This is a genomic window from Bradyrhizobium sp. CCBAU 51753 (assembly GCF_015291565.1).
GTDB lineage: Bacteria > Pseudomonadota > Alphaproteobacteria > Rhizobiales > Xanthobacteraceae > Bradyrhizobium > Bradyrhizobium ivorense.
In genome coordinates, this window is sequence record NZ_CP030037.1 from 2,446,739 (window position 1) to 2,466,746 (window position 20,008).

The window sequence follows — 20,008 nt, forward strand, 5'->3', positions numbered from 1 at the left end:
GAGTCGATCATGCGGTTGCTCGGATCGGGCTGGAGAACAGGCTCCACAGGACTGTCCAGACGTAATGCTCGCGCAACGTCGCCCCGGTGCAATCGTGGCGGAACAGGCCGGGCTTCAGGACAGGGGTCGCGGGCGCGGCGCCATTTCCGAATCGAGAATCAGTCGACCATCGAGTCGACCATCCAACCGCTTCACGTATTCTGAAGCTTCCTCCATGTGCGCCTTCATGAGCGCGCGCACGCGCTCGCTGTCCCGGGCGCGGGCAGCTTTGGCGATCTCCGTGTGAATCCTAACATTGGCGCACCCGAATCTCGTGTGCTCTTCCGGAGGCGTCTGGGTGCTGAAGACCACCAGCCGACGCAGCATCTCGTTGATCAGCTCGCATGCGAAGCGCAGGAAGGGATTGGGGTTTGCAGCAGCCAGGATGTCGTGAAAGTCGAGATCGGCCTGGCGTTGACGTACCAGAAGAGAGGGCTCCTGCGAGGCCGGCTGGCACGTCTGAATGTTCTGCTCCAGCGCGTCGAGCTGCTCGTCCGACAGAAATGGCACCGAGCCGGCAGCCAGTTCCGGCTCCAGCAACCGTCGCGCCGCATAGATGTCCTCCATGCTGACTTCTTTGAAGAACAGGTAGTTCTGCAACAACTGAAAGGTGCGCTCGAGCGGCACCTCCATGATCGTCGCCCCGCCGGTCGGGCCGGTGCTGATGGTGATCAGTCCCTGCACCTCGAGGGACTTAAGCGCTTCGCGGATCGTGCTCTTGCTGACCGAAAACAGCCGCTGAAGTTCCTTCTCCATCGGAAGCTTGTCGCCCGGGCGGAGGTTCTTCTGGGTGATCAGCTGCTTGATCTCTTCGGTAACTAGGTCGGCCCGCTTCTGAATTTTCAGCCGCCCCCGCGGCCGGGCTAATTTTTTTTCCAACTCTGCCTTCATCCCGAATTCTCCAGAACCACCAACGGGTTCCAAGACCCGTTCTGCGGCTAAGCACCCGCGGTCCTGCGAAAAAGACCGACTCGTCGATTGACACTTTTCCCACACGCGGCATATTCATGCAAATCCAGTTTATCATGATAAATAGAATGAACCGGTCTCACGTGAGGAACGAGCATGGCGATTGGGGAGGATGTCCCGGAAATCTGGGCGGCGATTCACACGCCTTTCGACGCCTCCGGTGCCATCGACGAGGCCGGGGTTCGGAGGAACGTCCGTCACTACATCGCAACCGGATTGGCGGGCGTGTTCTGCAATGGGCTGATCGGCGAAGTCTGGTCGCTCACGCTGCAGGAGAGAAAGCGTGTCATCGAGGTCATTGCAGACGAGGCAGGGGGGCGCCTTGGGATTTCCGTGGTGATATCGGGTCCCTCGGTGGAAGAAACCATCGAGCTTGGCGAGCACGCGCGGCGGCTTGGCGTCAGCCACGCCGTGCTGATGGTCCCGACCTCCGGGCCGCGATCCCCCGCGCAGCAGTTCGCGTATCTGCACCACGTCTGCGTCCGTTTGGAGATGCCGATCGTCATCTTCAACGCGCGAACCGCCGCGGGCAGCCCATTGGATCCCGGCGTTTTCACGCAGCTCTGCTCGCTACCAAATCTCAAGCTCCTGAAGACGACAGGCAACGCAGCCGAGAACGCGGCGCTTCGCCAGGCTGCGCGAAACGACGTGCTGGTGTCGGACCCACTGGAAGAGAACTTCTTCGCCAACATGCAGGTCGAGGGTCAGTCGATCCTCTATGCCGACCCAGAGCCCTACCTCTATCAACGCGGCGACTTTCGCCCGATCGCAGACTACGTGGCACTGCTTGCGGCCGGACGGACTGACGAAGCAACGCGCATCTGCGCTTCACTCGCGCCGCAACGGATCATCTTCAACAAGTGGATCATGGACCCGCTCAAGCGGGGTCACATGCCGAACGCCGCGGTCAAGCATTGGTGCGATCTGATCGGCATGGCGGGCGGTGCGGTGCGAGCGCCTGTCGCTCCCTTGTCATCAGCTGAAAAGCGGGAGCTGGAAGCCGACCTCATCAAGTGTGATGCGCCGGGTCTTCGGTCTGTCGCCGAACGTATCTCGTCGTGACGTGCTGATTGCAATCTTCAACGGAGAGGAACATGAATTTGAAGCCTGTCGACCGTCGCTCGGTGCTCCAGATGTTGGCCGCTGCCAGCTCCGCACCATTCATTCTCAAGAGCACCGTCGCCCATGCCGAGACCACGCTCACGGTCGGAATTCTCTACTCCGGCTCCAAGCAGGATTACGGCTTCAACCAGTCCCACGCGCAGGCCGCCGCGATGCTCAAGAAACTGCCCGACATCAAGGTCGTGGAGGAAGAGCGCGTTCCGGAAACGATCGCGGCCCAGCGCAGCATGGAAGGCATGATCCGTCAGGACGGCGCTCAACTCATCATTGCGACGTCGTTTGGCTACTTCAAGCCGCACGTCCTGGAGATGGCGGCCAAGTATCCGGATGTCACCTTCGCTCATACCGGCGGCGTGTGGACGGCAGGCATGCCCGATAATATCGGCACATTCTACGCCTACATCTTCGAAGCGCAGTACATTTCGGGAATCGTCGCCGGCCACATGACGAAGAGCAAGAAGCTCGGCCTCGTCGCCGCGAAGCCGACGCCCAATCTCCTGCGCAGCATAAACGCGTTCGCGATCGGCGCGCGTTCGGTCGATCCGGCGCTTCAGGTGCAGGTCATCTTCACAGGTGACTGGGTGCTTCCAGTCCGCGAAGCGGAAGCGACGAACACGCTGGTCGACCAGGGGGCCGACGTTATCGCCGCCCAGGTCGACAGCCCGAAAGTCGTGATCGAGACGGCGGAGAAGCGCGGTGTCATGTCATGCGGCTACCATTCGAGCCAGGCGGATGTGGCTCCCAACGGCTATCTCACGGGGGCCGAGTGGAACTGGATCACGCCCTACCTCGTCTATGCCGGCAGCGCGCGTGGCGGCAAGAAGCCGGAGCATTATCTCCGTGCCGGACTTGGCGATCATTTCGTCAAGAACAGCCCGTTCGGAAAACTCGTGACGCCTGAGGCGCGCGCGGCGGCCGAGACGGCGAGGGCCGACCTCATCGGCGGCACGCGCGTGATCTACAGCGGCCCGCTCAAGGACAACAAGGGCAACGTCGTCATCCCTGCCGGAACCATGCAGAGCAGCAACGACCGTGCGCTCGACGGCATCAATTATCTCGTCGAAGGCATCATTGGCCAAGTCTAGGAGGCGCCTTTGTCTTCGATCTCCGGAATCGAACCCGTGCCTTCGAATCCACCGGGAACCGCAGCCCAGCTCAGTGTGGCCTTGCCTGTCCTGGCGGTGCTGCTCGCGTCGGCCATCTTCGCGGCGTTTGTCGCCTTGTACGGACAGAACCCCGCGACGGTGTTCGGTCTGATCGTCCAGGGCGGCTTCGGCAGCAGCTTCGCCTGGCAGGATACCTTGTCGCGCGCCGCTCCCTTGGTCCTCGTGGGCCTCGCCGTTGCAATCCCCGCGCAAGCGGGGCTGGTGATTATCGGCGGCGAGGGGGCCTTGGTGCTGGGCGGGCTCGCGGGTGCCGTTGTGACGTTGCCGTTTGCGGGCGCGCACGCGCCTCCCATGCAACTCCTCATGTTGCTGGCCGGCGCCTTGGTCGGAGGACTGTGGTTCGGTCTGGCGGGCGTGCTCCGCCAGTACCGCGGCGTCAACGAAACGATCTCGAGTCTGCTGCTCTCCTATATCGGAATCGCCGTCTTCCACCACCTAACCGAAGGCATGTTGCGCGATCCGGCAAGTCTCGACAAGCCGTCGACCCACCCTATCGATCCCTCCTACATGCTGCCGACGCTGCCAGGTGTGGGCGTTCACGCCGGCCTTGCCGTCAGCCTCTTGCTGGCAATCGCCGCGCATGTCGTGCTCCGCTACACCCGGTGGGGCTTTGCGCTGCGGGTGGTCGGCGGAAGTGCCCGGGTCGCGAGGATGATCGGTCTTGCGGTGAATCGCTGGATCATCGGTGTGTCGGTCGTGGCCGGCGGCATGGCTGGCGTTGCCGGCGCAATCGAGGTGGCGGCCGTGCAGGGGACGGCCAACTCCTCGCTCATCGTCGGCTATGGCTATAGCGGAATCCTCGTCGCGTTCCTGGCACGGCACCAGCCGCTTGCGATTGTCGCTGTCGCGCTGTTGATCGGCGGCATGCAGGCAAGCGCCAGCCTGCTGCAACGGCGTCTCGGACTTCCCGATGCGACAATGCTGGTGTTTCAGGGACTGATCTTCGTCTGCGTCCTGGTCGCGGATGCAATTGCGCAACAACTCCGAGAAACGACCCGGAGGTAAAGGCATGGACGGTACTTCAATCGGCTGGCTTGCGCTGCCGCTCGCGATCCTGGGTGGGGCGATCCGTGTGTCGACACCATTCATTTTCGTCAGCATCGGTGAGCTGATCACCGAGAAATCGGGCCGTATCAATCTAGGCCTCGAAGGCACGCTGATGCTCGGTGCCATGGCGGGATACGCGATCTCCTACCTCTCCGGCTCGCCCTGGCTCGGCGTACTTTCCGCCGGACTCGCCGGAACGGCCTTCGGCCTGCTGCATGGCCTGCTGTGCAGTGTAAAGCGCGTCAATGACACCGCGATCGGCATCAGCCTCATCGTGCTGGGCACGGGCCTCGCGTTCTTCCTGGGCAAACCGCTGATCGAGCCCAAGGCGCCGCCGCTTCCCTCGATCGCGCTCGGTTTTTGGTCGAGCGTACCGCAGGTACGAGCTGCGCTGGACGTCAACGCCCTGTTCTTCGTCGGAATTGCATTGGCCTTTGCGGTCTTTGTCTTCCTGAACAGGACCGGCTGGGGGCTGATGCTGCGCACGGTGGGAGATAGCGAGGATGCGGCGCGCGCGCTTGGTTTTCCCGTTCTGGGGGTGCGCATCATCGCGACCATGGCAGGCGGCTTTCTCGCCGGCATCGGCGGCAGCTTCCTGTCGCTTTCGTATCCGGGTAGCTGGAGCGAAGGCCTGTCGAGCGGTCAAGGCATCATGGCCGTCGCGCTCGTCATCTTCGCCCGCTGGCGTTCGATCAACGCCCTCGGCGCATCGCTGCTGTTCGGCGGCGCGGGAGCTCTTGGCCCTGCGCTCCAGGGCATTGGTGTGACCGGCTACTACTACCTGTTCAATGCGGCTCCCTACATTCTGACCCTTGCAATCATGGTGGCCTCGACGTCGCGGGCGGCTCCCTTCGCCGATGCGCCGGGCGAGCTCAAGCTGCACCGGTGAGAATGTCGTGACGGGAATTCATCCTCGCAGGATAGTCCGATGACCGCTCCGCAAGTCGAACTCAAGAACATGACGAAGCGTTTCGGGGCAAATCTCGCTCTGAACAACGTGTCGCTGCTGATCCGCTCGGGCACTGTCCATGCGCTGCTAGGGGAGAACGGCGCCGGGAAGAGCACGTTGGTCAAATGCCTCGTCGGCTTTTACCATCCGGACGAGGGCCACATCCGGGTGGATGGGCGCGAGCGCCGGTTGAACTCGCCGAAGGATGCCGATGCGCTCGGCATCGGCATGGTGTATCAGCATTTCACGCTCGTGCCCTCGATGACGGTGGCGCAGAATCTGATCGTCAGCGGTGCGAGATTGCCGGCCTATGTCAACTGGCAAAGCGAGCTGAAACGGCTGGCCGGAGTCACCAGAAAGCTTCCCTTTCACGTGCCGCTCGACGTGCGTGTCTCGCAGCTCTCTGCGGGCGAGAAGCAGAAGGCCGAGATCGTCAAGCAGCTCTATCTCGGGCGCGAGCTGCTCATCCTGGACGAGCCGACGTCGGTGCTGACGCCTGCCGAGGCCGATGAAGTGCTCGGCCATGTTCGCAGCCTGACGCGGACGGGCGAGCTCAGCGCTATCCTGATCAGCCACAAGTTTCACGAAGTGCGCCGATTCGCTGACGACGTTACGGTGCTGCGTCGAGGTGCGTCGGTGCGAACGGGGGCCGTTGCCGATTTGACGGACGACGCTCTGGCAGAAGCTATGATCGGAGAGCCCGTCAGCAAGATGGGGCAGAACGCGCTGAAATCACCGCCGAGGTCCGACATTATCCTCTCCGTTAGGGACCTCTGCGTGAACGGCGACAATGGTCTTCCGTCCGTGAAAGATCTCTCGCTCGAGGTGCGGGCAGGGGAGATTGTCGGGGTTGCCGGGGTATCCGGAAATGGCCAATTGGAATTGGTCGAGGCCTTGATGGGGCAGCGGGATCGCAGCGGTGCGATGACCGTCTCCGGCTCGCCGTTCAACGGGACGCGAAAGGAAATCGCCCGCCTTGGCGTCTATGGCTTGCCCCAAGAGCCGCTGAAGAACGCCTGCATCGATCGCATGTCGCTGGCCGAGAACCTCGCCCTGCGCAACTTCGATCGGGCGCCGCTCTGCCGCGGTATCGCGATGAACTACGGCGCGCTCGCCAAGCAAGCCGAGAGGCTGGTCGCTCAATTTCGTGTCAAGGCTCCTGGCCTGAACGCAAGCATGAGCGCGCTGTCCGGTGGCAATGTTCAACGCGCTGTATTGGCGCGAGAGCTCACGCAGGACGTTCGATTGCTGGTCGCGTCGAATCCGACGTTCGGTCTTGATTTCGTTGCGTGCGAAGAAACGTACCGCCGGATCCTCGAGGCACGGAACGGAGGAGCTGCAGTGCTGCTCATCTCGGAGGATCTCGACGAGTTGCTTGGCTTGGTCGACAGGGTCCTCGTCATGAGCGCGGGTCGTATCGTCCATGAAGTGTTAGCCGAGTGCGCCGACAAGCGCGTGATCGGCAAATACATGGCGGGAATGAAAGCGGCCTGACTTGAGGGCGCGAGTCTGGTTCAGAAACAAGAAGGAGAGGTTCGTGGTCACGCAGATCAATCATTTCATCAATGGCAAGCAGGTCTCGAGGGGCACCGAACGCAGTTTGCCGGTCTTCAACCCGGCAACGGGCGAGCAGACGGGCCGTGTTGTGGCCGCGAACGGGGCGGTAGTGGCGAACGCGGTGTCCGCCGCCAGCAGGGCGGCGCAGGGGTGGGCCGACACGACGCCTCTACGGCGTGCACGCGTGCTCAATCGATTTCTGCGGATCCTCGAGGATCGCGCAGGTCAGCTTGCCGACGTGATCGTGTCCGAGCACGGCAAGGTTCACTCCGACGCTCTCGGGGAAGTTCAGCGCGGAATGGAGGTGGTCGAGTTTGCCACGGCCGCTCCGCAGCTCCTCAAGGGCGAACTCACCGAGAATGTCGGTACCCGCGTCGACAGCTATTCTACGCGCCAACCGCTCGGTGTTGTCGCCGGAATCACGCCCTTCAATTTCCCGGTCATGGTGCCGATGTGGATGTTCCCGGTCGCTCTCGCCTGCGGAAACGCATTCATTTTGAAACCATCCGAGCGGGACCCGTCAGCGTCGCTCATCATGGCGGAGTGGCTGAAAGAAGCCGGTTTGCCGGACGGTGTGTTCAACGTGGTGCAAGGCGACAAGGAAGCTGTCGATGCGCTGATGCATCACCCGGATATTTCGGCGATCAGCTTCGTGGGCTCCACACCGATCGCGCAGTACATCTATTCGACGGCCGCGAACACCGGGAAACGCTGCCAGGCGCTCGGTGGGGCCAAGAACCACATGATCGTGATGCCCGATGCTGACATGGATCAGGCGGTCGATGCGTTGATGGGGGCCGCCTACGGCTCCGCCGGCGAACGCTGCATGGCAATCTCGGTTGCCGTGCCGGTCGGCGAGGGGACCGCAGATAAACTGATCTCCGCGCTCGAACCCAAGGTCCGAGGCCTGCGGGTCGGGCCGGGTACCGACCGCGACGCGGAAATGGGGCCTCTTGTCACAAAGCAGCACCTTGAGAAGGTCAGGAGCTATATCGATGCCGGCGTCGCCGAGGGCGCAAAGTTGCTGGTCGACGGACGCAAGTTCAGGATGCAGGGTTATGAGAATGGTTTCTTCGTGGGCGGAACCCTGTTCGATCATGTCAAGCCGGACATGAGAATCTACAAGGAAGAGATCTTCGGACCTGTGCTATCAGTCGTTCGGGCGCCGGACTACGCGACAGCCGCGCGCATGATCAATGAACACGAATTCGGCAATGGGACGTCCATCTTCACACGTGATGGCGATGCTGCGCGCGAATTCGCCCATCAGATCAAGGTCGGAATGGTCGGCATCAACGTTCCAATTCCGGTGCCGATGGCCTTTCACTCCTTCGGCGGATGGAAGGCATCGATCTTCGGCGACCATCACATGCACGGCCCGGAAGGCGTTCGCTTCAACACCCGAATGAAGACGGTCACCAGCCGCTGGCCAACCGGAATACGCGCGGGTGCCGAATTCGTCATGCCGACGATGTCGTAGCAAAGTGGCATCGAGTCTTCTGAATATCGCTTCCTTCCGACTGTGAGGGCCTCTCGGGCCCTCGCTTCTTTTCAGGCGAGTTGATCCGCTATTGACCCCCTTCGGCGCTCGCGACGAGCCCTTCCTCGTCGCAACAGCGCGAAACCTCCGCAAGCTCGCAAAGCTGATCCCGCTGCCCAGATCGCTCTTCGTCACGCTATTCGGTGTGGCCGCGTCCGCTGTAGCTTCCTGGTCGCAGGCGATAGCGGGACCGAAATAGCGCGCCTTCGATCTTTCGCGAAAAAGGTCGCTTCGACGCTACCGGCGCCAAGAGCTCCTTCAATACTACTTCGTTAGACCGTAGAACTTCGCTTGCCCCAGGCTCAAGAACTGCCACATGCGAGGGATTGGATGAGGTATCGTAGATTTGGTTGGCGTGGGGACAGGCGGTAGCGCTCCAATGACTCGAACGCCCGGCACGTAAGCCATAGCGACGCACAGCCCCGAACACACTTCCCACGCGAGGGGCCCGTCCGGTCAGTTAACCTCCGCCGGAGATTCTGCCGCGCATCCAAAGATACCCGGGCTCACTGAGCCCCGTTCCCGTTCAAGAACGACGCAGCAAAATCGAGAAATGTCAATGGCTTAGAAGATTGGTTTCCGGGAGGCAGGGCGCGTGCGCTGTCAAATCGCGACCTGAACTGAATGTCGGTATCGGTGATTGCGCCTCCCCGAAACCACCGATGCTTGCGATAGCAAGCCATCCAGAGCCCCGGCCTCCGAAAGGAAGTCGGGGTTTTTCTTGCCCGCCGCAAAGCGCAAGATCGCGGCTAGGGCCCCGCGCAATATGATCGCTAGCTGTTCGCCATCGGGGACGAGCGTCACCCGATCGACCAACGTGCGGCAAATCTCCTCCGCTTCGAAATCATCGTGTACCCGCCGCCGCAGCATCCGCACCTAACGAGGCCGGCGAAAAGGTATCTGGGACGGCGGCGCTCATTAAACTTGTTCTCGCCAGGCGCCGACGACTCGTAGGCGAGCGCCTGCTGCCGCGCAGCGGCGAGTGCATCTATGATTCAACTCCAGAGACCGGCCCACGCCAGCGAACAAAGCGGTTATAGCAGGTAGTGTAAGGGCCAAAATGATCCGGCAAATCGCGCCAAGGTGCCCCAGATCGCACGACCCGCAAGATGAGGACGCGTCAGTCGCTTACGCGAGGAACTCCACGCGTCTTGTTTGGTAGCAGACTTGATAGCTGCCCATTCGTAGTCCCTTAGTTCATGGCGCATGATTCGAAGCCCCAGTTTGGGAGCTTGAATCACGGGCGCCGGGCCGAGCACAATGCTTTTGCCATGTCAGGCCGACTTGTCCTCATGGCTGCCCTCAAGCTTATCTCGCAAGGCCGTGATCACGCGATGGACAATCCGTATATCCTTGACCGACAGCCCTTCTGAAAGATCGTTGATCCAGGGAGCCTGCAATTCCATTGCGGCTTCGAAGGCGCGCTGTCCATTCGCAGTGAGCACGACGAGCTGCGCCCGTCGGTGATGCGGGTTGACCTCAAAAGATACGAGGCCCTCCCTGTGCAGATCATTGATGATCCGCTGCACGTTTTGACGATTGCCGCCGAGGTCGCGTGCGAGCCAAGCGACCGGTTGGGGACGTTCGGCGGACACAATGGCGCCAAGCACCTGCCAGCGTGCGCTTGTTAGGCCAAGCGGGGCGACCAGACGGTCGCCGGCCGTCAGAAGTAGGCTGTCGAGCCTAAATAGATCGAGAACCAGGTCGGTCAGGGCGTCACCCTCGGGGGTTCGCTTGGCACTTTTCATTTGTCACCATTGTTTTATCTTGACATCATGATGTCAATCTATTATGTAATCATAATACCAATTAGGCATCGTATATTAAATAGCAATGGAGCCACTCATGTCGCTGCTATGCCCACTCGACCCTTCCTTCCCGATCGACCGCCAGATCGCTATTGAGGCAAATTCGGTCGTCCTGGTGAACCCATTCACTCTCGACAAAGCCGATGAGGCGGCTTTTCTCAAGACCTGGCAGGACGACGCAGCGTTCATGAAGCGACAGCCGGGCTTCATTTCCACTCAGCTGCACAGAGCTCTCGGCGACAGCTCGACCTATCTGAACTACGCCGTCTGGGAATCCACCGCACACTTCCGCGCGGCCTTCACCCATCCTGACTTTCTAGCAAAAATCGCCAGCTATCCGGCCTCCGCGATAGCTTCCCCTCATCTGTTCCAGAAAGTTGCCGTGCCCGGCATCTGCGTTGCCTAGCCCTGCTGTTTTTAGGAAGGGAAGATACTCATGACCAAGTTGATCCATGCTGTCGCTGGCGCCTTGGCTATCGCAACGATCGGCACATTTTGGCTATCGACGGTACTCAGCGAGCTGTTCGCGTCCCATGCCACAGTTGCAGCGGTTAAGAGCACCATACCGTGGGGTTTCTTGTTGCTGATTCCGCCGCTCGCTGCCACCGGTGGTACAGGTGTCATCTTGGCAAAGACGCGCCGGGCCGGACTGATCGGGGCCAAATTCAAGCGTATGCCATTCATTGCAGGAAACGGCATCCTGATTCTTATTCCGTCTGCGCTCTTCCTTGCGTCGAAGGCTCAGGCGGCAGAATTCGATGCCACGTTCGATGCTGTGCAGGCGATCGAGCTCGTCGCGGGCGCAACAAACATTACACTTCTTGTTCTCAACATGCGGGACGGTCTCAAAATGAAGGGATGGTTGCGCCGCAAACCCGCTTAATCACCTGAACCGGAACTGCGCGGACAACCGACCTGACGCCCGGTATTGTCCTGACTTTATGAGTACGCGCGCTCAAATGTTATAGCTCTCCCGCCGGAGAACAGGCCGGACGGTATCAAAATGCGTAGCCAAATCAGCAGTTTAGGACGTTCAGCCCTTCAGTTTACCTTCGGCAGCATAACGCTGGCCGTGGTAACACTGGCCTGCTTGTACCTTCACGCGCATTTCGCCGCGACGGCGTTCGCCTATTTGTTAGTGGTCTTGCTGTTTTCGCTGATGGGCAGCTTCATCGCGTCGTCCGCGCTTTGCATCTTAACCTTCGCTGCTCTCGCTTACTACTTTGCGCCGCCGGCATTCAGCTTACGAATCGATGACCCCCAAGATCTGCCGGTGGTTGTTGCATTCTTTATTGCCTCGATTGTGGGAGCGCACCTGATCGGTACGCTCCGTCAGGAAAGAGAGGCTGCGCGTGTGATTGCGGCCAAGCTTCAGCGGAGTGCGGCCGATTTGGAGGATCGCGAAAAGCGGTGGCGCGCCATCTTCGAGCACAATCCGGCCATGTACTTCATGGTCGATGAAGCCGGCACTGTCCTCGACGTCAATACATTCGGCGCGACACAACTCGGCTATGCTCGTGCTGAACTGATCGGTCAATCCGTGCTGGAGGTATTTCGCAAGGAGGATCGCGCGTTCGTTCGGGAATGCGTTCGGACGTGCCTGGAGGATGTCGGACAAACGCGCACGTGGGACGTCCAGAAGGTCAGGAAGGACGGCTCGGTCTTGTGGGTACGTGAAAGCGCCAAAGCCATGCTCTGGGCGGATGAGCAGCCCATTGTTCTTATCGCCTGCGAAGATATCACGGAGCGAAGGCGGACCGAACTTGCCCTGCAGCGGAGCGAAGCACATTTGGCCCAGGCGCAGGAGTTGAGTCACACAGGCAGCTTCAGCTGGAACCCCACTACGGGCGAGGCCTTCTGGTCAAAGGAGACATTTCGGATTTTCCAATTAGATCCCCAGACAGTGCCGCTGGGGCCGCAACTCGTCGTCGAGCGCACTCATCCAGATGATAGGGCTTCGGTTCAAGAAATTATCGATCGCGCGATGCGAGACCCGAGCGATTTCGAGCACGAATACCGGCTTCTGCTACCGGACGGCTCGGTAAAGCACATCCATGCGCAGGCGCGAGCGACGAGAACAGCCTCTGGTGAGATCGAGTTTGTTGGGGCAGCTACGGATGTTACGGCGGCTAGGCGAGCAGAACAACAGCTGCGCCGCAGCGAGGCTTATCTGGCCGAAGCCCAGCATCTCAGTCACACGGGCAGCTGGTCCTGGGACGTCTACGGTCTAGATTTCGTGTATCGCTCCGCCGAGGTCGATCGTCTGTTTGGCTTTCGCCCACAAGAGCCGGTATCGATCGAGACCATTCGATCGCGCATCCATCCGGACGACTTGCCACGGCTGGAGGAGGTGCAGCGCCAGGCGATTGAGCACAAGGAGGGGCGGTTCGAATATGATTTTCGTATCCTTCTACCAGACGGCGGGATACGACGCATACACTCCGTTGCGCACGTGGTGGTCGGCAGCGATGGTAAAGTCAGCGAGCTGATCGGAACACATATGGATGTCACCGAGCAACACGCAGCTAGGGAACGCCTGGAAAACACACTTGCCGCGCTGCGCGAAAGCGAACAGCGCTTTCGCGACTACGCCGAAACAGCTTCCGACTGGCTCTGGGAAACTGGGCCCGATCATCAGGTCACTCGCTTATCCGAGCACACCAGCACTGCGGGACTTTTGGCGACAGGATTGATCGGCCTGCTTCGCTGTGACAATGCGTGCGACCTCGAAGAGGAGCCCGAGAAGCGGCTGCAGCATCGGTCGACGTTGGAGGCCCATCTTCCGTTTCGGGATCTCGTCTACCGCACCGTGAATCGGACAGGTTCTCCGATCTACGTCCGCACGAGTGGCAAGCCTTTTTTCGATGGAAAGGGGAACTTTCTCGGCTACCGTGGCGTCAGCACTGACATCACCGCGACCATTCGCGCCGATCAAGCCGAACAAGAACTACGAAAGGCACAAGCGGAGCTTGCGCATGTAACGCGTGTAACGACCTTGGGAGAGCTGACAACTTCCATCGCCCATGAATTAAACCAGCCACTTGCCGCTATTATCAGCAACGCCGATGCGTGCCTCGGTTGGATGGGGCGGGAAGCTCCTAATCTTTCCGCTGCGCGCTCTTCGGTGGAGTGGATCATCGAAGACGCAATCCGGGCAAGCGAGGTGATCCGTCGTATTCGCGCGCTCGCGAAGAAAGGCGACATTGAGATGGTGCCGCTCAACATCAATGAGGTCGTTAAGGAGGTCATTGCGCTGGTAACACGAGAGCTGGCGAGCCACCGAGTGACGTTACGAACCGAGTTGACGGCAGGGCTGCCTACGATCCTCGGCGACCGGATTCAGCTACAACAGGTGATCATCAACCTGGTGATGAACGGAATCGAAGCCATGGACGCAGTTACCGACCGGACGCGCGAACTGCTGATTCAATCATCAAAGGACGATGTGGGGCACATCCAGCTTGCCGTGACCGATTGCGGCGTCGGCATCGCCGAGATCGACGCGGACCGCGTCTTGGATCCTTTCTTCACCACTAAATCGAGTGGCCTTGGAATGGGTCTTTCGATCTGCCGGTCGATCGTGGAAGCTCACGGAGGACGGCTGTCAATGGTCCACAAAAATGGACCGGGCGCGACCTTCCAGTTTGCCCTACCGCCGCATGAGGCCGTCTCGTGACAGGACGATTTGACTCGCCAGGTGAAGTTAGCAATGCCGAGTCCTCGACAAGGGCGGTTGTCTTCATCGTCGAGGATGACATCTCCATGCGTCGCTCGCTTACGAACCTTTTTCAATCGGTAGGGTTAGACGTCATTGCATTCGGATCGGCGCGCGAAATGCTGCAGAGCACAATTCCGGACGTTATTAGCTGTCTAGTTCTTGATGTCCGGCTTCCAGGCTTGAGCGGCCTTGACTACCAGACCGAGCTAGCGAGGTTGAACATACATATTCCGATCATTTTCATTACCGGCCATGGCGACATTCCCATGACCGTCAGGGCCATGAATAAAGGAGCGGTCGATTTTCTCAGCAAACCGTTTCGCGATCAGGAACTGCTTGATGCCGTGGTTGCAGCGACCGAACGCGATCGCAAAAGCCGCAAGGCTCAGCAGATCGTCGCGAACCTCCAGTCTCGATTTGAGAGCTTAAGCCCGCGCGAGCAGGGGGTGATGAAACTGGTCGCTGCCGGCATGATGAACAAGCAGGTAGCCGCCGAGCTTGGGCTTGCCGAGATTACGGTCAAGATCTACCGGGGACACGTAATGAGGAAGATGCGTGCACGGTCGCTGGCCGATTTGATCAGAATGACTGAGACGTTGGGAATTCGCGCCAATCGTCCTGAACAAACCCAAGTATGATTTTACAATTTCATCAGTCGAGCCCACTTTTCGCCGAAGGCGGCTAATGCTTGCAGCCGCTATTCCCCCTTCAGGAGGGCTCGTCCTATCCATGCCTGTGATTTCCGTTGTTGACAACGACGCCTCAGTCCGTGCGGCGACAGAGAATCTTTTGAAATCGCGTGGCTACATCGCCCAAATATTTGCGTCGGCCGAGGAACTCCTGAGGTCTCCGCAATTGGACGAGACATCCTGTGTCATTACCGATGTGCAGATGTCGGCTATGAGCGGTCTGGAACTGTTGGCAGAGATGCGGACACGTGGTTACGACGCACCATTCGTTTTCATTACGGCTTTCCCCGACGACCGCGTGCGCGCGTCAGCGCTGGGCGCCGGAGCGATTGGCTTCCTCGCCAAACCCTTTGCCGGACAAGCGTTAATCGAGCGCCTCGAGACCGCACTGAACGCGTATGACGGCCGAGACAGCATCTGATGCAATCAACCTGCGGCTTGAATGAGCTATGCGGGATTTTGGGTGACGAGGTGATCAGGCGGCGTGGTTTGCCGGCACTTGGATGACCTCGATGCCGTCGTTGAATCTGATACCCGCGATGACCTTCGGCAACTGATTTGTGCCTTTGAGCCGCCGCCAGGTCTTCGATGCGGCGATGACGAGCTTGAACACCATCAGCTTGGCGGTGGTCGGCGACAACGAACCCTTGGTGCGCACCGTCCGGTGCCGCACGGTGGCGAACACGCTCTCGATGGGATTGCTGGTGCGCAGGTGATCCCAATGCTCGGCAGGAAAGTGGTAGAAGGCCGGCAGCGCGTCGCGATCCTTCAGACATTCGACCGCGCGAACCTGGTTCCCGAATTCTCATTGGAAAACCGCGAAAAACGGCCTTCTGTTTGAGAAAGCGTGGAATTACTTAGTAATGCTTAGTAAAAAGCGCCTATTTTCAAACTTGGTGGTTTGTAGATGTGCTATTTTGCTAAGTATGGCTGAGCATTCTACGGGCAAGCTAAACCAACTGGAAAAGACCCTTCCTGAGGGCCTTTTGGTCGATTCGGACTGGATGAGCCGTCATGGCTACTCAACCAGTTTGCGCAGTCAGTACGTGGCTGCCGGCTGGCTGGTTCAACCCACCCGAGGCCTTCAAGCGTCCGTTAGGAACGCTAACATGGCAGAAAGCGGTCATATCGCTGCAGACGCTGCTTAAGCGCCCGTTGTTTGTAGGCGGACGGACGGCTCTCGAATTGCAGGGTTTCGCGCACTACGTGCGCGCGAGCGGGCCAATGTCAATCTATCTTTACGGCCCTGAGCGGCCCCCCGGTTGGCTTACCAAGCTGCAGCTAAACGAGCGTTTTCGTTTCCGGAAAAGTCAAGTTCTCTTCAAGTCCGACCCTCTCACCAAGGAGCCGACCAATTTTGCGTCGAATCTCGGCGACAATTCCGGGGCGTCTGCCGATGCTTTGCAAGCAGGCGGATTTCGTCAGATGTGGGATCAAGGCGAATGGCCTCTCACAGTTTCCACACCGGAACGGGCCTTGCTGGAATTGCTCGATGAATTGCCCAAGAACGAGAGCTTCCATCAAGCCGACGTGGTGGTGGAAGGACTACGGAATCTCAGCCCGCGCCGCATGCAGAAGCTGTTGGTCGACTGTAAGAGCGTGAAGGCCAAGCGCCTGTTCTTCTGGTTTGCCGAGCGCCACAACCACAGTTGGCTCAAGCAGATAGACCGGAGTGTCATAAGCCTCGGCAGTGGAAAGCGGATGCTTGTAAAGGGCGGTAAACTCGATCCGAAATACATGATAACCGTTCCGGAGGATATCGGTGCCCCCGTCTGACCGCTTCCAGAGTCAAGTTGCACTGCAGATCGAAGTACTGCCATTCGTCGCGGCGGAAACCGACTTTGCTTTGAAAGGGGGAACGGCCATCAATCTCTTCGTCCGGGGTATGCCGCGTCTTTCGGTCGATATCGATCTGACGTATCTACCCGTGCTCCTCGGCCGGAGTCCTGGTCCGCAATCGACGCCGCCATGAAAAGAATGGCTCAGGCAACGAGAGATGGACTCCGCGACGCGCGCGTCAATGTTAACAGGGCCGAAGGCATTGTGACCAAGCTGACGGTTCAGAGGGGCGATGCGCAGATCAAGGTTGAAGTCACTCCCGTGTTGCGTGGCTGCGTATTTGAGCCAGCGCTCCAGACGGTGTCGCCAAGGGTCGAAGAGGCATTCGGCTTTGCCGAGACCCAAGTCGTCTCATTTTCAGACCTCTACGCCGGGAAGATCGTGGCGGCACTAGACCGGCAGCATCCGCGCGACCTCTTCGATGTGCGCGACTTGCTGGCCAACGAAGGCATCAGCGACGATTTGCGACGCGCCTTTGTCGTTTATCTCATCAGCCATGACCGTCCAGTTTCAGAAGTCGGCTCTCCTCGGCTCAAAGACATCAAGAAGGAGTTCGAGCAGGGCTTCGATGGAATGACCGCCGAGCCGGTTGCCCTGGGCGACCTGCTTAAAGCTCGTGACGCCCTGATTGCCGAGATAGCGGGCGAGATGCCCGAAGCTCACCGGCCTAATTGGGTTTAAGCGCGGCAAGCCTGACTGGTCGCTACTGGGGGTGCCGCGCGCGGAAGAATTGCCTGCCGTAAAATGGAAGCAGATTAATCTAGATAAATTATCGGCTGACGTCCGCGCAAGACTGACGGCGCAGCTAAGCGCTGTTTTGGGCGTGAAGCAATAATACGAATTTCAAAAAATTAGCGTTTCCCAGCTTGCATCCTAGCCGGCTCGTCCCTCCGGTTTACTGGGCGGTGCTTCTCCGTCCTGAGTTTCGTTCCCCTGTACGATCATGTAGGACTGAGGTTATCGCGCCACTTCTTCATCGCTTCGATCTGGCGCCCACCGGCTCGCGCTCGCCGCCTTGCGGCTCAAGGGATATCGCTCGGAAAATCGCATCACGGTGTTTCAGACGCTTGTTCATACCGGGACGGACAAGGCCGATATCCAGATCTTCCTCAAAGCCCACAACGAGCGCAACCTTGCGGAATACCAGGGGCGCATGGAGATCGACGCGCAACTCCTGGCCGATTTGATCCGCTGCACCAAGGCCCTCGATGCCGAGGTTGCCAAACTCGATCCCCCAAGACTTGAACCACGCTTGCGATCGTAGCTAATCAAGCTCCAAAGTAAGCAGAGAATCCAGGAAGTTACGCCTGCGACGCCAGCCCATGGTGGGACGCGGAAGATTGGTCGCGTCGAATGCGCCGTGATCACGCGTATGGCGATCATGCGCCTCGCGCGCGCTATCATGATGCTGATGCATCATGCGCTGAAATTCCTGCGCCTCGCGGTGAATAAGGCGAGGCTTGAGTCCTCTGCTCGGATCGATCTCAAAAACCAGATCGAACCTGCCGGGCGGCGGCATGTTGCGGTCCAGCGCGGCGATGATCGGGTCGACGAAAGCTTGGAAATCTACGTTCGTTCGGAGCTGCCCGGCGAAGGCCTCGACGATCGTATGCTCGACGGCATGCCGTACACCAGAAGATCGAACGTGTATTCGACCTGAGCTTCCGCTCCGAGGTCGTCGGGCGAATGCGCGTTGCTACGCCGACGACCCGCAAGTGATTCAAGGGCCCGCACGACCGCGTCGCAAGCCTGGCGTTCGTTGTCGCTGGGGCGCCGCGACTTCCGACGACCGTCCTGCGTAACCACACCGCCCACGAAACGGGCTTCCGTCGGCATAATCGCCTCCTACGCGTTGGGCCGCGAAACTCCGCGGAATATCCTTGGAGCACTGCTTAGTATTACTTGCCGGCCTGTCCGCACCTAGCCGGCTTCTGGAATCTGCGCCACGAGCGAGCGAACGGTTTCGAGACATGTTTCCTTCTCGTGCTCCCATCCAGGTTGGATGTCCAATTCGGCAAGGTCGGCCTTCAGGTAGTCGACGCGAATGCTGGCGAGACGGCGAACGAGGTCGTCCTTCTTGGAAGCGATTTCGCCTAAATTTGCGATGAGGGGACCGCCGTCGATCTTATTGATGACCGCGATGTCGAAAATGTCGCGAGGCTTTAGCATTGTCGCCCGATGGTACATCTTCTTGAGAGCGATCTCTGCTGGCGGCTCGACCATGATCGTCGGCTTCCACCCCGCTCGAATTGACGTCAGCTCGATTTCCTTCTCAGCGGGATCAAGATCCGAGATCGCGCCGCTGACGATGAAATCGATCTCGCCTTCTTGATATCTGAGTTTGAGATAATGGGCGGCCTTATCCCAATCGTTGCAGTTCCACACGTCCGTGGTCTCTGGCGACAACAAGGCAAGATATTGCGGATCGTCGATGAATGCGTCGATGTCCCGGCTGAATCGATGGTTGGCGTAGAGCATAAGGGCCGTGCCACCACCAAGTACCCAGTCGGGCACCGACTGGCCCTGTCGCTCCAGGTCCGAAAGCCCATCGAGCATTCGACCAAGCAGCTTACGCCAGCCGCTCAAGTGCGCGCTCCAATGCTGAGTTGGTTTCGCCAGTAGTCGACTTCATCGACCGATACGCGGCAGCCAAATCTTGAATGGGAATGGCGTGAAGCCGGGCGAACTGTAATACAAGTTCAGGCCGAACTTCGGTGAAGAATGTGACGACATGTGCGATCCAATCTTGCCAATCTCTCGACTTGAGGCGAGCCACGAGATCAGTCGAATTGATCGTCCGGCGGTACGGAGCGTTGATTGTACCGAGAACGAGCTGATCGACATTCTTTGGCGAGGAGGTACGGTTGGAAGAGCGTCCGACGCTCTTCGATTTCTTCGTCGGGCTCACGCCATAGCGCCGCCTGAGAGCCTCGGCATCCTCGGCGAGCGCCTCCGGTGCCGCCCGCTGGCCGTCGATCCGCGCCTTCAGCGTCAATACGTCCTTGAGCTTCGTGCGCCGGTGCTTGCCGACATATCGGAATAGCAGGTCCCCGACGTCCATCCGATGTACGACCAGCGGTCGAGAGATGCCCAGGATATCTGCCGCGTCGTTCGGACTGAGTTCCTGATCCTCGGCGAGGACAGCGACGCGCTCTCCCTGGAGGAGATGGCCGAGTGCAGTCTCAAGCAACACCGCGGCCTTCGGCGGCAGCCTGACAATCTGATCTCCGCCCGACTTTCGGCGGACCCGGACCTCGACCTGATCGCCCTTGCCGAGCTTGTCGAAGGCCTTCGCCGCCTTACGGTCTTGGTCCGAGAGTTCGACGAATTGCAGCACATGGGTGGTCACGGGCGGTTCCTTTCCAGGACCAATGTAAGGCTCGATGCTCCTAACTGCAATATGTGAAATCAATGTCCGCGACGGAGGATTTCGGGCCAAAATGAGCCCGGTAAGGACCCCCATAGGTCGCGTCGACGACATCGCTCACTCCGGAGCGGGGGTGGATGATGATCCGCCGTCCCTCGGCATGCTCGAACGGGCGAGCGCGCTGCGGGCCGGACGCGA

17 protein-coding genes and 4 pseudogenes are annotated in these 20,008 nt (G+C 59.5%); 15 read left to right on the plus strand and 6 right to left on the minus strand.

Annotated features, from left to right (window positions below; translation table 11 throughout):
* Positions 1-114 precede the first annotated feature (114 nt).
* Positions 115-930 (minus strand): FadR/GntR family transcriptional regulator, encoded by an 816-nt coding sequence (locus XH93_RS10965; RefSeq protein WP_194473497.1) that lies wholly within the window; start codon positions 928-930, stop codon positions 115-117.
* 174 nt (positions 931-1,104) lie between these two features.
* Between XH93_RS10965 and XH93_RS10970 the strand changes: the two genes are divergently transcribed.
* Genes XH93_RS10970 through XH93_RS10995 form a run of 6 tightly spaced genes read left to right on the plus strand, consistent with a single transcriptional unit; the run spans position 1,105 to position 8,329 of the window.
* Complete coding sequence (locus XH93_RS10970; protein WP_194473498.1) at positions 1,105-2,070, plus strand: dihydrodipicolinate synthase family protein; 966 nt, start codon at positions 1,105-1,107, stop codon at positions 2,068-2,070.
* Between the two features lie 32 nt (positions 2,071-2,102).
* Positions 2,103-3,215: a BMP family ABC transporter substrate-binding protein gene (locus XH93_RS10975; RefSeq protein ID WP_210340474.1), complete on the plus strand. Its 1,113-nt coding sequence runs from the start codon at positions 2,103-2,105 to the stop codon at positions 3,213-3,215.
* Between the two features lie 9 nt (positions 3,216-3,224).
* Positions 3,225-4,301, plus strand: coding sequence for an ABC transporter permease (locus XH93_RS10980; protein WP_194473499.1), 1,077 nt, complete (start codon positions 3,225-3,227; stop codon positions 4,299-4,301).
* A 4-nt stretch (positions 4,302-4,305) separates the two neighbouring features.
* Entirely contained in the window at positions 4,306-5,232 is a 927-nt protein-coding gene (locus XH93_RS10985) for an ABC transporter permease (protein WP_194473500.1), read from the plus strand.
* 39 nt (positions 5,233-5,271) lie between these two features.
* On the plus strand, positions 5,272-6,786 hold the full coding sequence (locus XH93_RS10990) for an ABC transporter ATP-binding protein (protein WP_194473501.1): 1,515 nt from the start codon (positions 5,272-5,274) through the stop codon (positions 6,784-6,786).
* A gap of 43 nt (positions 6,787-6,829) precedes the next feature.
* Positions 6,830-8,329 (plus strand): CoA-acylating methylmalonate-semialdehyde dehydrogenase, encoded by a 1,500-nt coding sequence (locus XH93_RS10995; RefSeq protein ID WP_194473502.1) that lies wholly within the window; start codon positions 6,830-6,832, stop codon positions 8,327-8,329.
* Between the two features lie 1,075 nt (positions 8,330-9,404).
* On the opposite strand, the pseudogene XH93_RS11000 reads toward XH93_RS10995, so the two are convergent.
* A pseudogene (locus XH93_RS11000) lies at positions 9,405-9,597 on the minus strand (transposase); the annotation flags it as partial.
* 66 nt (positions 9,598-9,663) lie between these two features.
* Positions 9,664-10,137 (minus strand): MarR family winged helix-turn-helix transcriptional regulator, encoded by a 474-nt coding sequence (locus tag XH93_RS11005; protein ID WP_194473503.1) that lies wholly within the window; start codon positions 10,135-10,137, stop codon positions 9,664-9,666.
* 85 nt (positions 10,138-10,222) lie between these two features.
* Between XH93_RS11005 and XH93_RS11010 the strand changes: the two genes are divergently transcribed.
* From XH93_RS11010 to XH93_RS11030, 5 genes are all read left to right on the plus strand, one after another.
* Positions 10,223-10,603, plus strand: coding sequence for an antibiotic biosynthesis monooxygenase (locus tag XH93_RS11010; protein ID WP_194473504.1), 381 nt, complete (start codon positions 10,223-10,225; stop codon positions 10,601-10,603).
* Positions 10,604-10,633: 30 nt separating this feature from the next.
* The gene (locus tag XH93_RS11015; protein ID WP_194473505.1) at positions 10,634-11,080 is read left to right on the plus strand and encodes a hypothetical protein; all 447 of its coding nucleotides are present in this window, start codon (positions 10,634-10,636) and stop codon (positions 11,078-11,080) included.
* 120 nt (positions 11,081-11,200) lie between these two features.
* Positions 11,201-13,873, plus strand: a complete 2,673-nt coding sequence (locus tag XH93_RS11020) for a PAS domain S-box protein (protein ID WP_194473506.1) — start codon at positions 11,201-11,203, stop codon at positions 13,871-13,873.
* Complete coding sequence (locus XH93_RS11025) at positions 13,870-14,553, plus strand: response regulator transcription factor (protein ID WP_194473507.1); 684 nt, start codon at positions 13,870-13,872, stop codon at positions 14,551-14,553. The genes XH93_RS11020 and XH93_RS11025 overlap by 4 nt, the downstream gene beginning before the upstream one ends.
* Positions 14,554-14,644: 91 nt before the next feature.
* The gene (locus XH93_RS11030; protein ID WP_194473508.1) at positions 14,645-15,025 is read left to right on the plus strand and encodes a response regulator transcription factor; all 381 of its coding nucleotides are present in this window, start codon (positions 14,645-14,647) and stop codon (positions 15,023-15,025) included.
* Between the two features lie 54 nt (positions 15,026-15,079).
* Here the strand turns inward: XH93_RS11030 and XH93_RS11035 are convergent.
* Positions 15,080-15,391 (minus strand): annotated as a pseudogene (locus XH93_RS11035) (IS256 family transposase); the annotation flags it as partial.
* A 139-nt stretch (positions 15,392-15,530) separates the two neighbouring features.
* Here XH93_RS11035 and XH93_RS11040 point away from each other — a divergent pair.
* From XH93_RS11040 to XH93_RS11055, 4 genes and pseudogenes are all read left to right on the plus strand, one after another.
* Positions 15,531-16,380, plus strand: a pseudogene (locus tag XH93_RS11040) (type IV toxin-antitoxin system AbiEi family antitoxin domain-containing protein).
* Positions 16,367-17,278, plus strand: a pseudogene (locus tag XH93_RS11045) (nucleotidyl transferase AbiEii/AbiGii toxin family protein). The pseudogenes XH93_RS11040 and XH93_RS11045 overlap by 14 nt, the downstream one beginning before the upstream one ends.
* A 180-nt stretch (positions 17,279-17,458) precedes the next feature.
* Complete coding sequence (locus tag XH93_RS11050) at positions 17,459-17,707, plus strand: hypothetical protein (protein WP_194473509.1); 249 nt, start codon at positions 17,459-17,461, stop codon at positions 17,705-17,707.
* A gap of 108 nt (positions 17,708-17,815) precedes the next feature.
* Entirely contained in the window at positions 17,816-18,103 is a 288-nt protein-coding gene (locus XH93_RS11055; protein ID WP_194473510.1) for a hypothetical protein, read from the plus strand.
* Between the two features lie 260 nt (positions 18,104-18,363).
* Here XH93_RS11055 and XH93_RS11060 read toward each other — a convergent pair whose 3' ends face one another.
* Positions 18,364-19,029, minus strand: coding sequence for a nucleotidyl transferase AbiEii/AbiGii toxin family protein (locus tag XH93_RS11060; RefSeq protein WP_194473511.1), 666 nt, complete (start codon positions 19,027-19,029; stop codon positions 18,364-18,366).
* Positions 19,013-19,792: a hypothetical protein gene (locus XH93_RS42245; protein WP_246799570.1), complete on the minus strand. Its 780-nt coding sequence runs from the start codon at positions 19,790-19,792 to the stop codon at positions 19,013-19,015. Before XH93_RS42245 ends, XH93_RS11060 begins: the two co-directional genes overlap by 17 nt.
* Between the last annotated feature and the right edge of the window lie 216 nt (positions 19,793-20,008).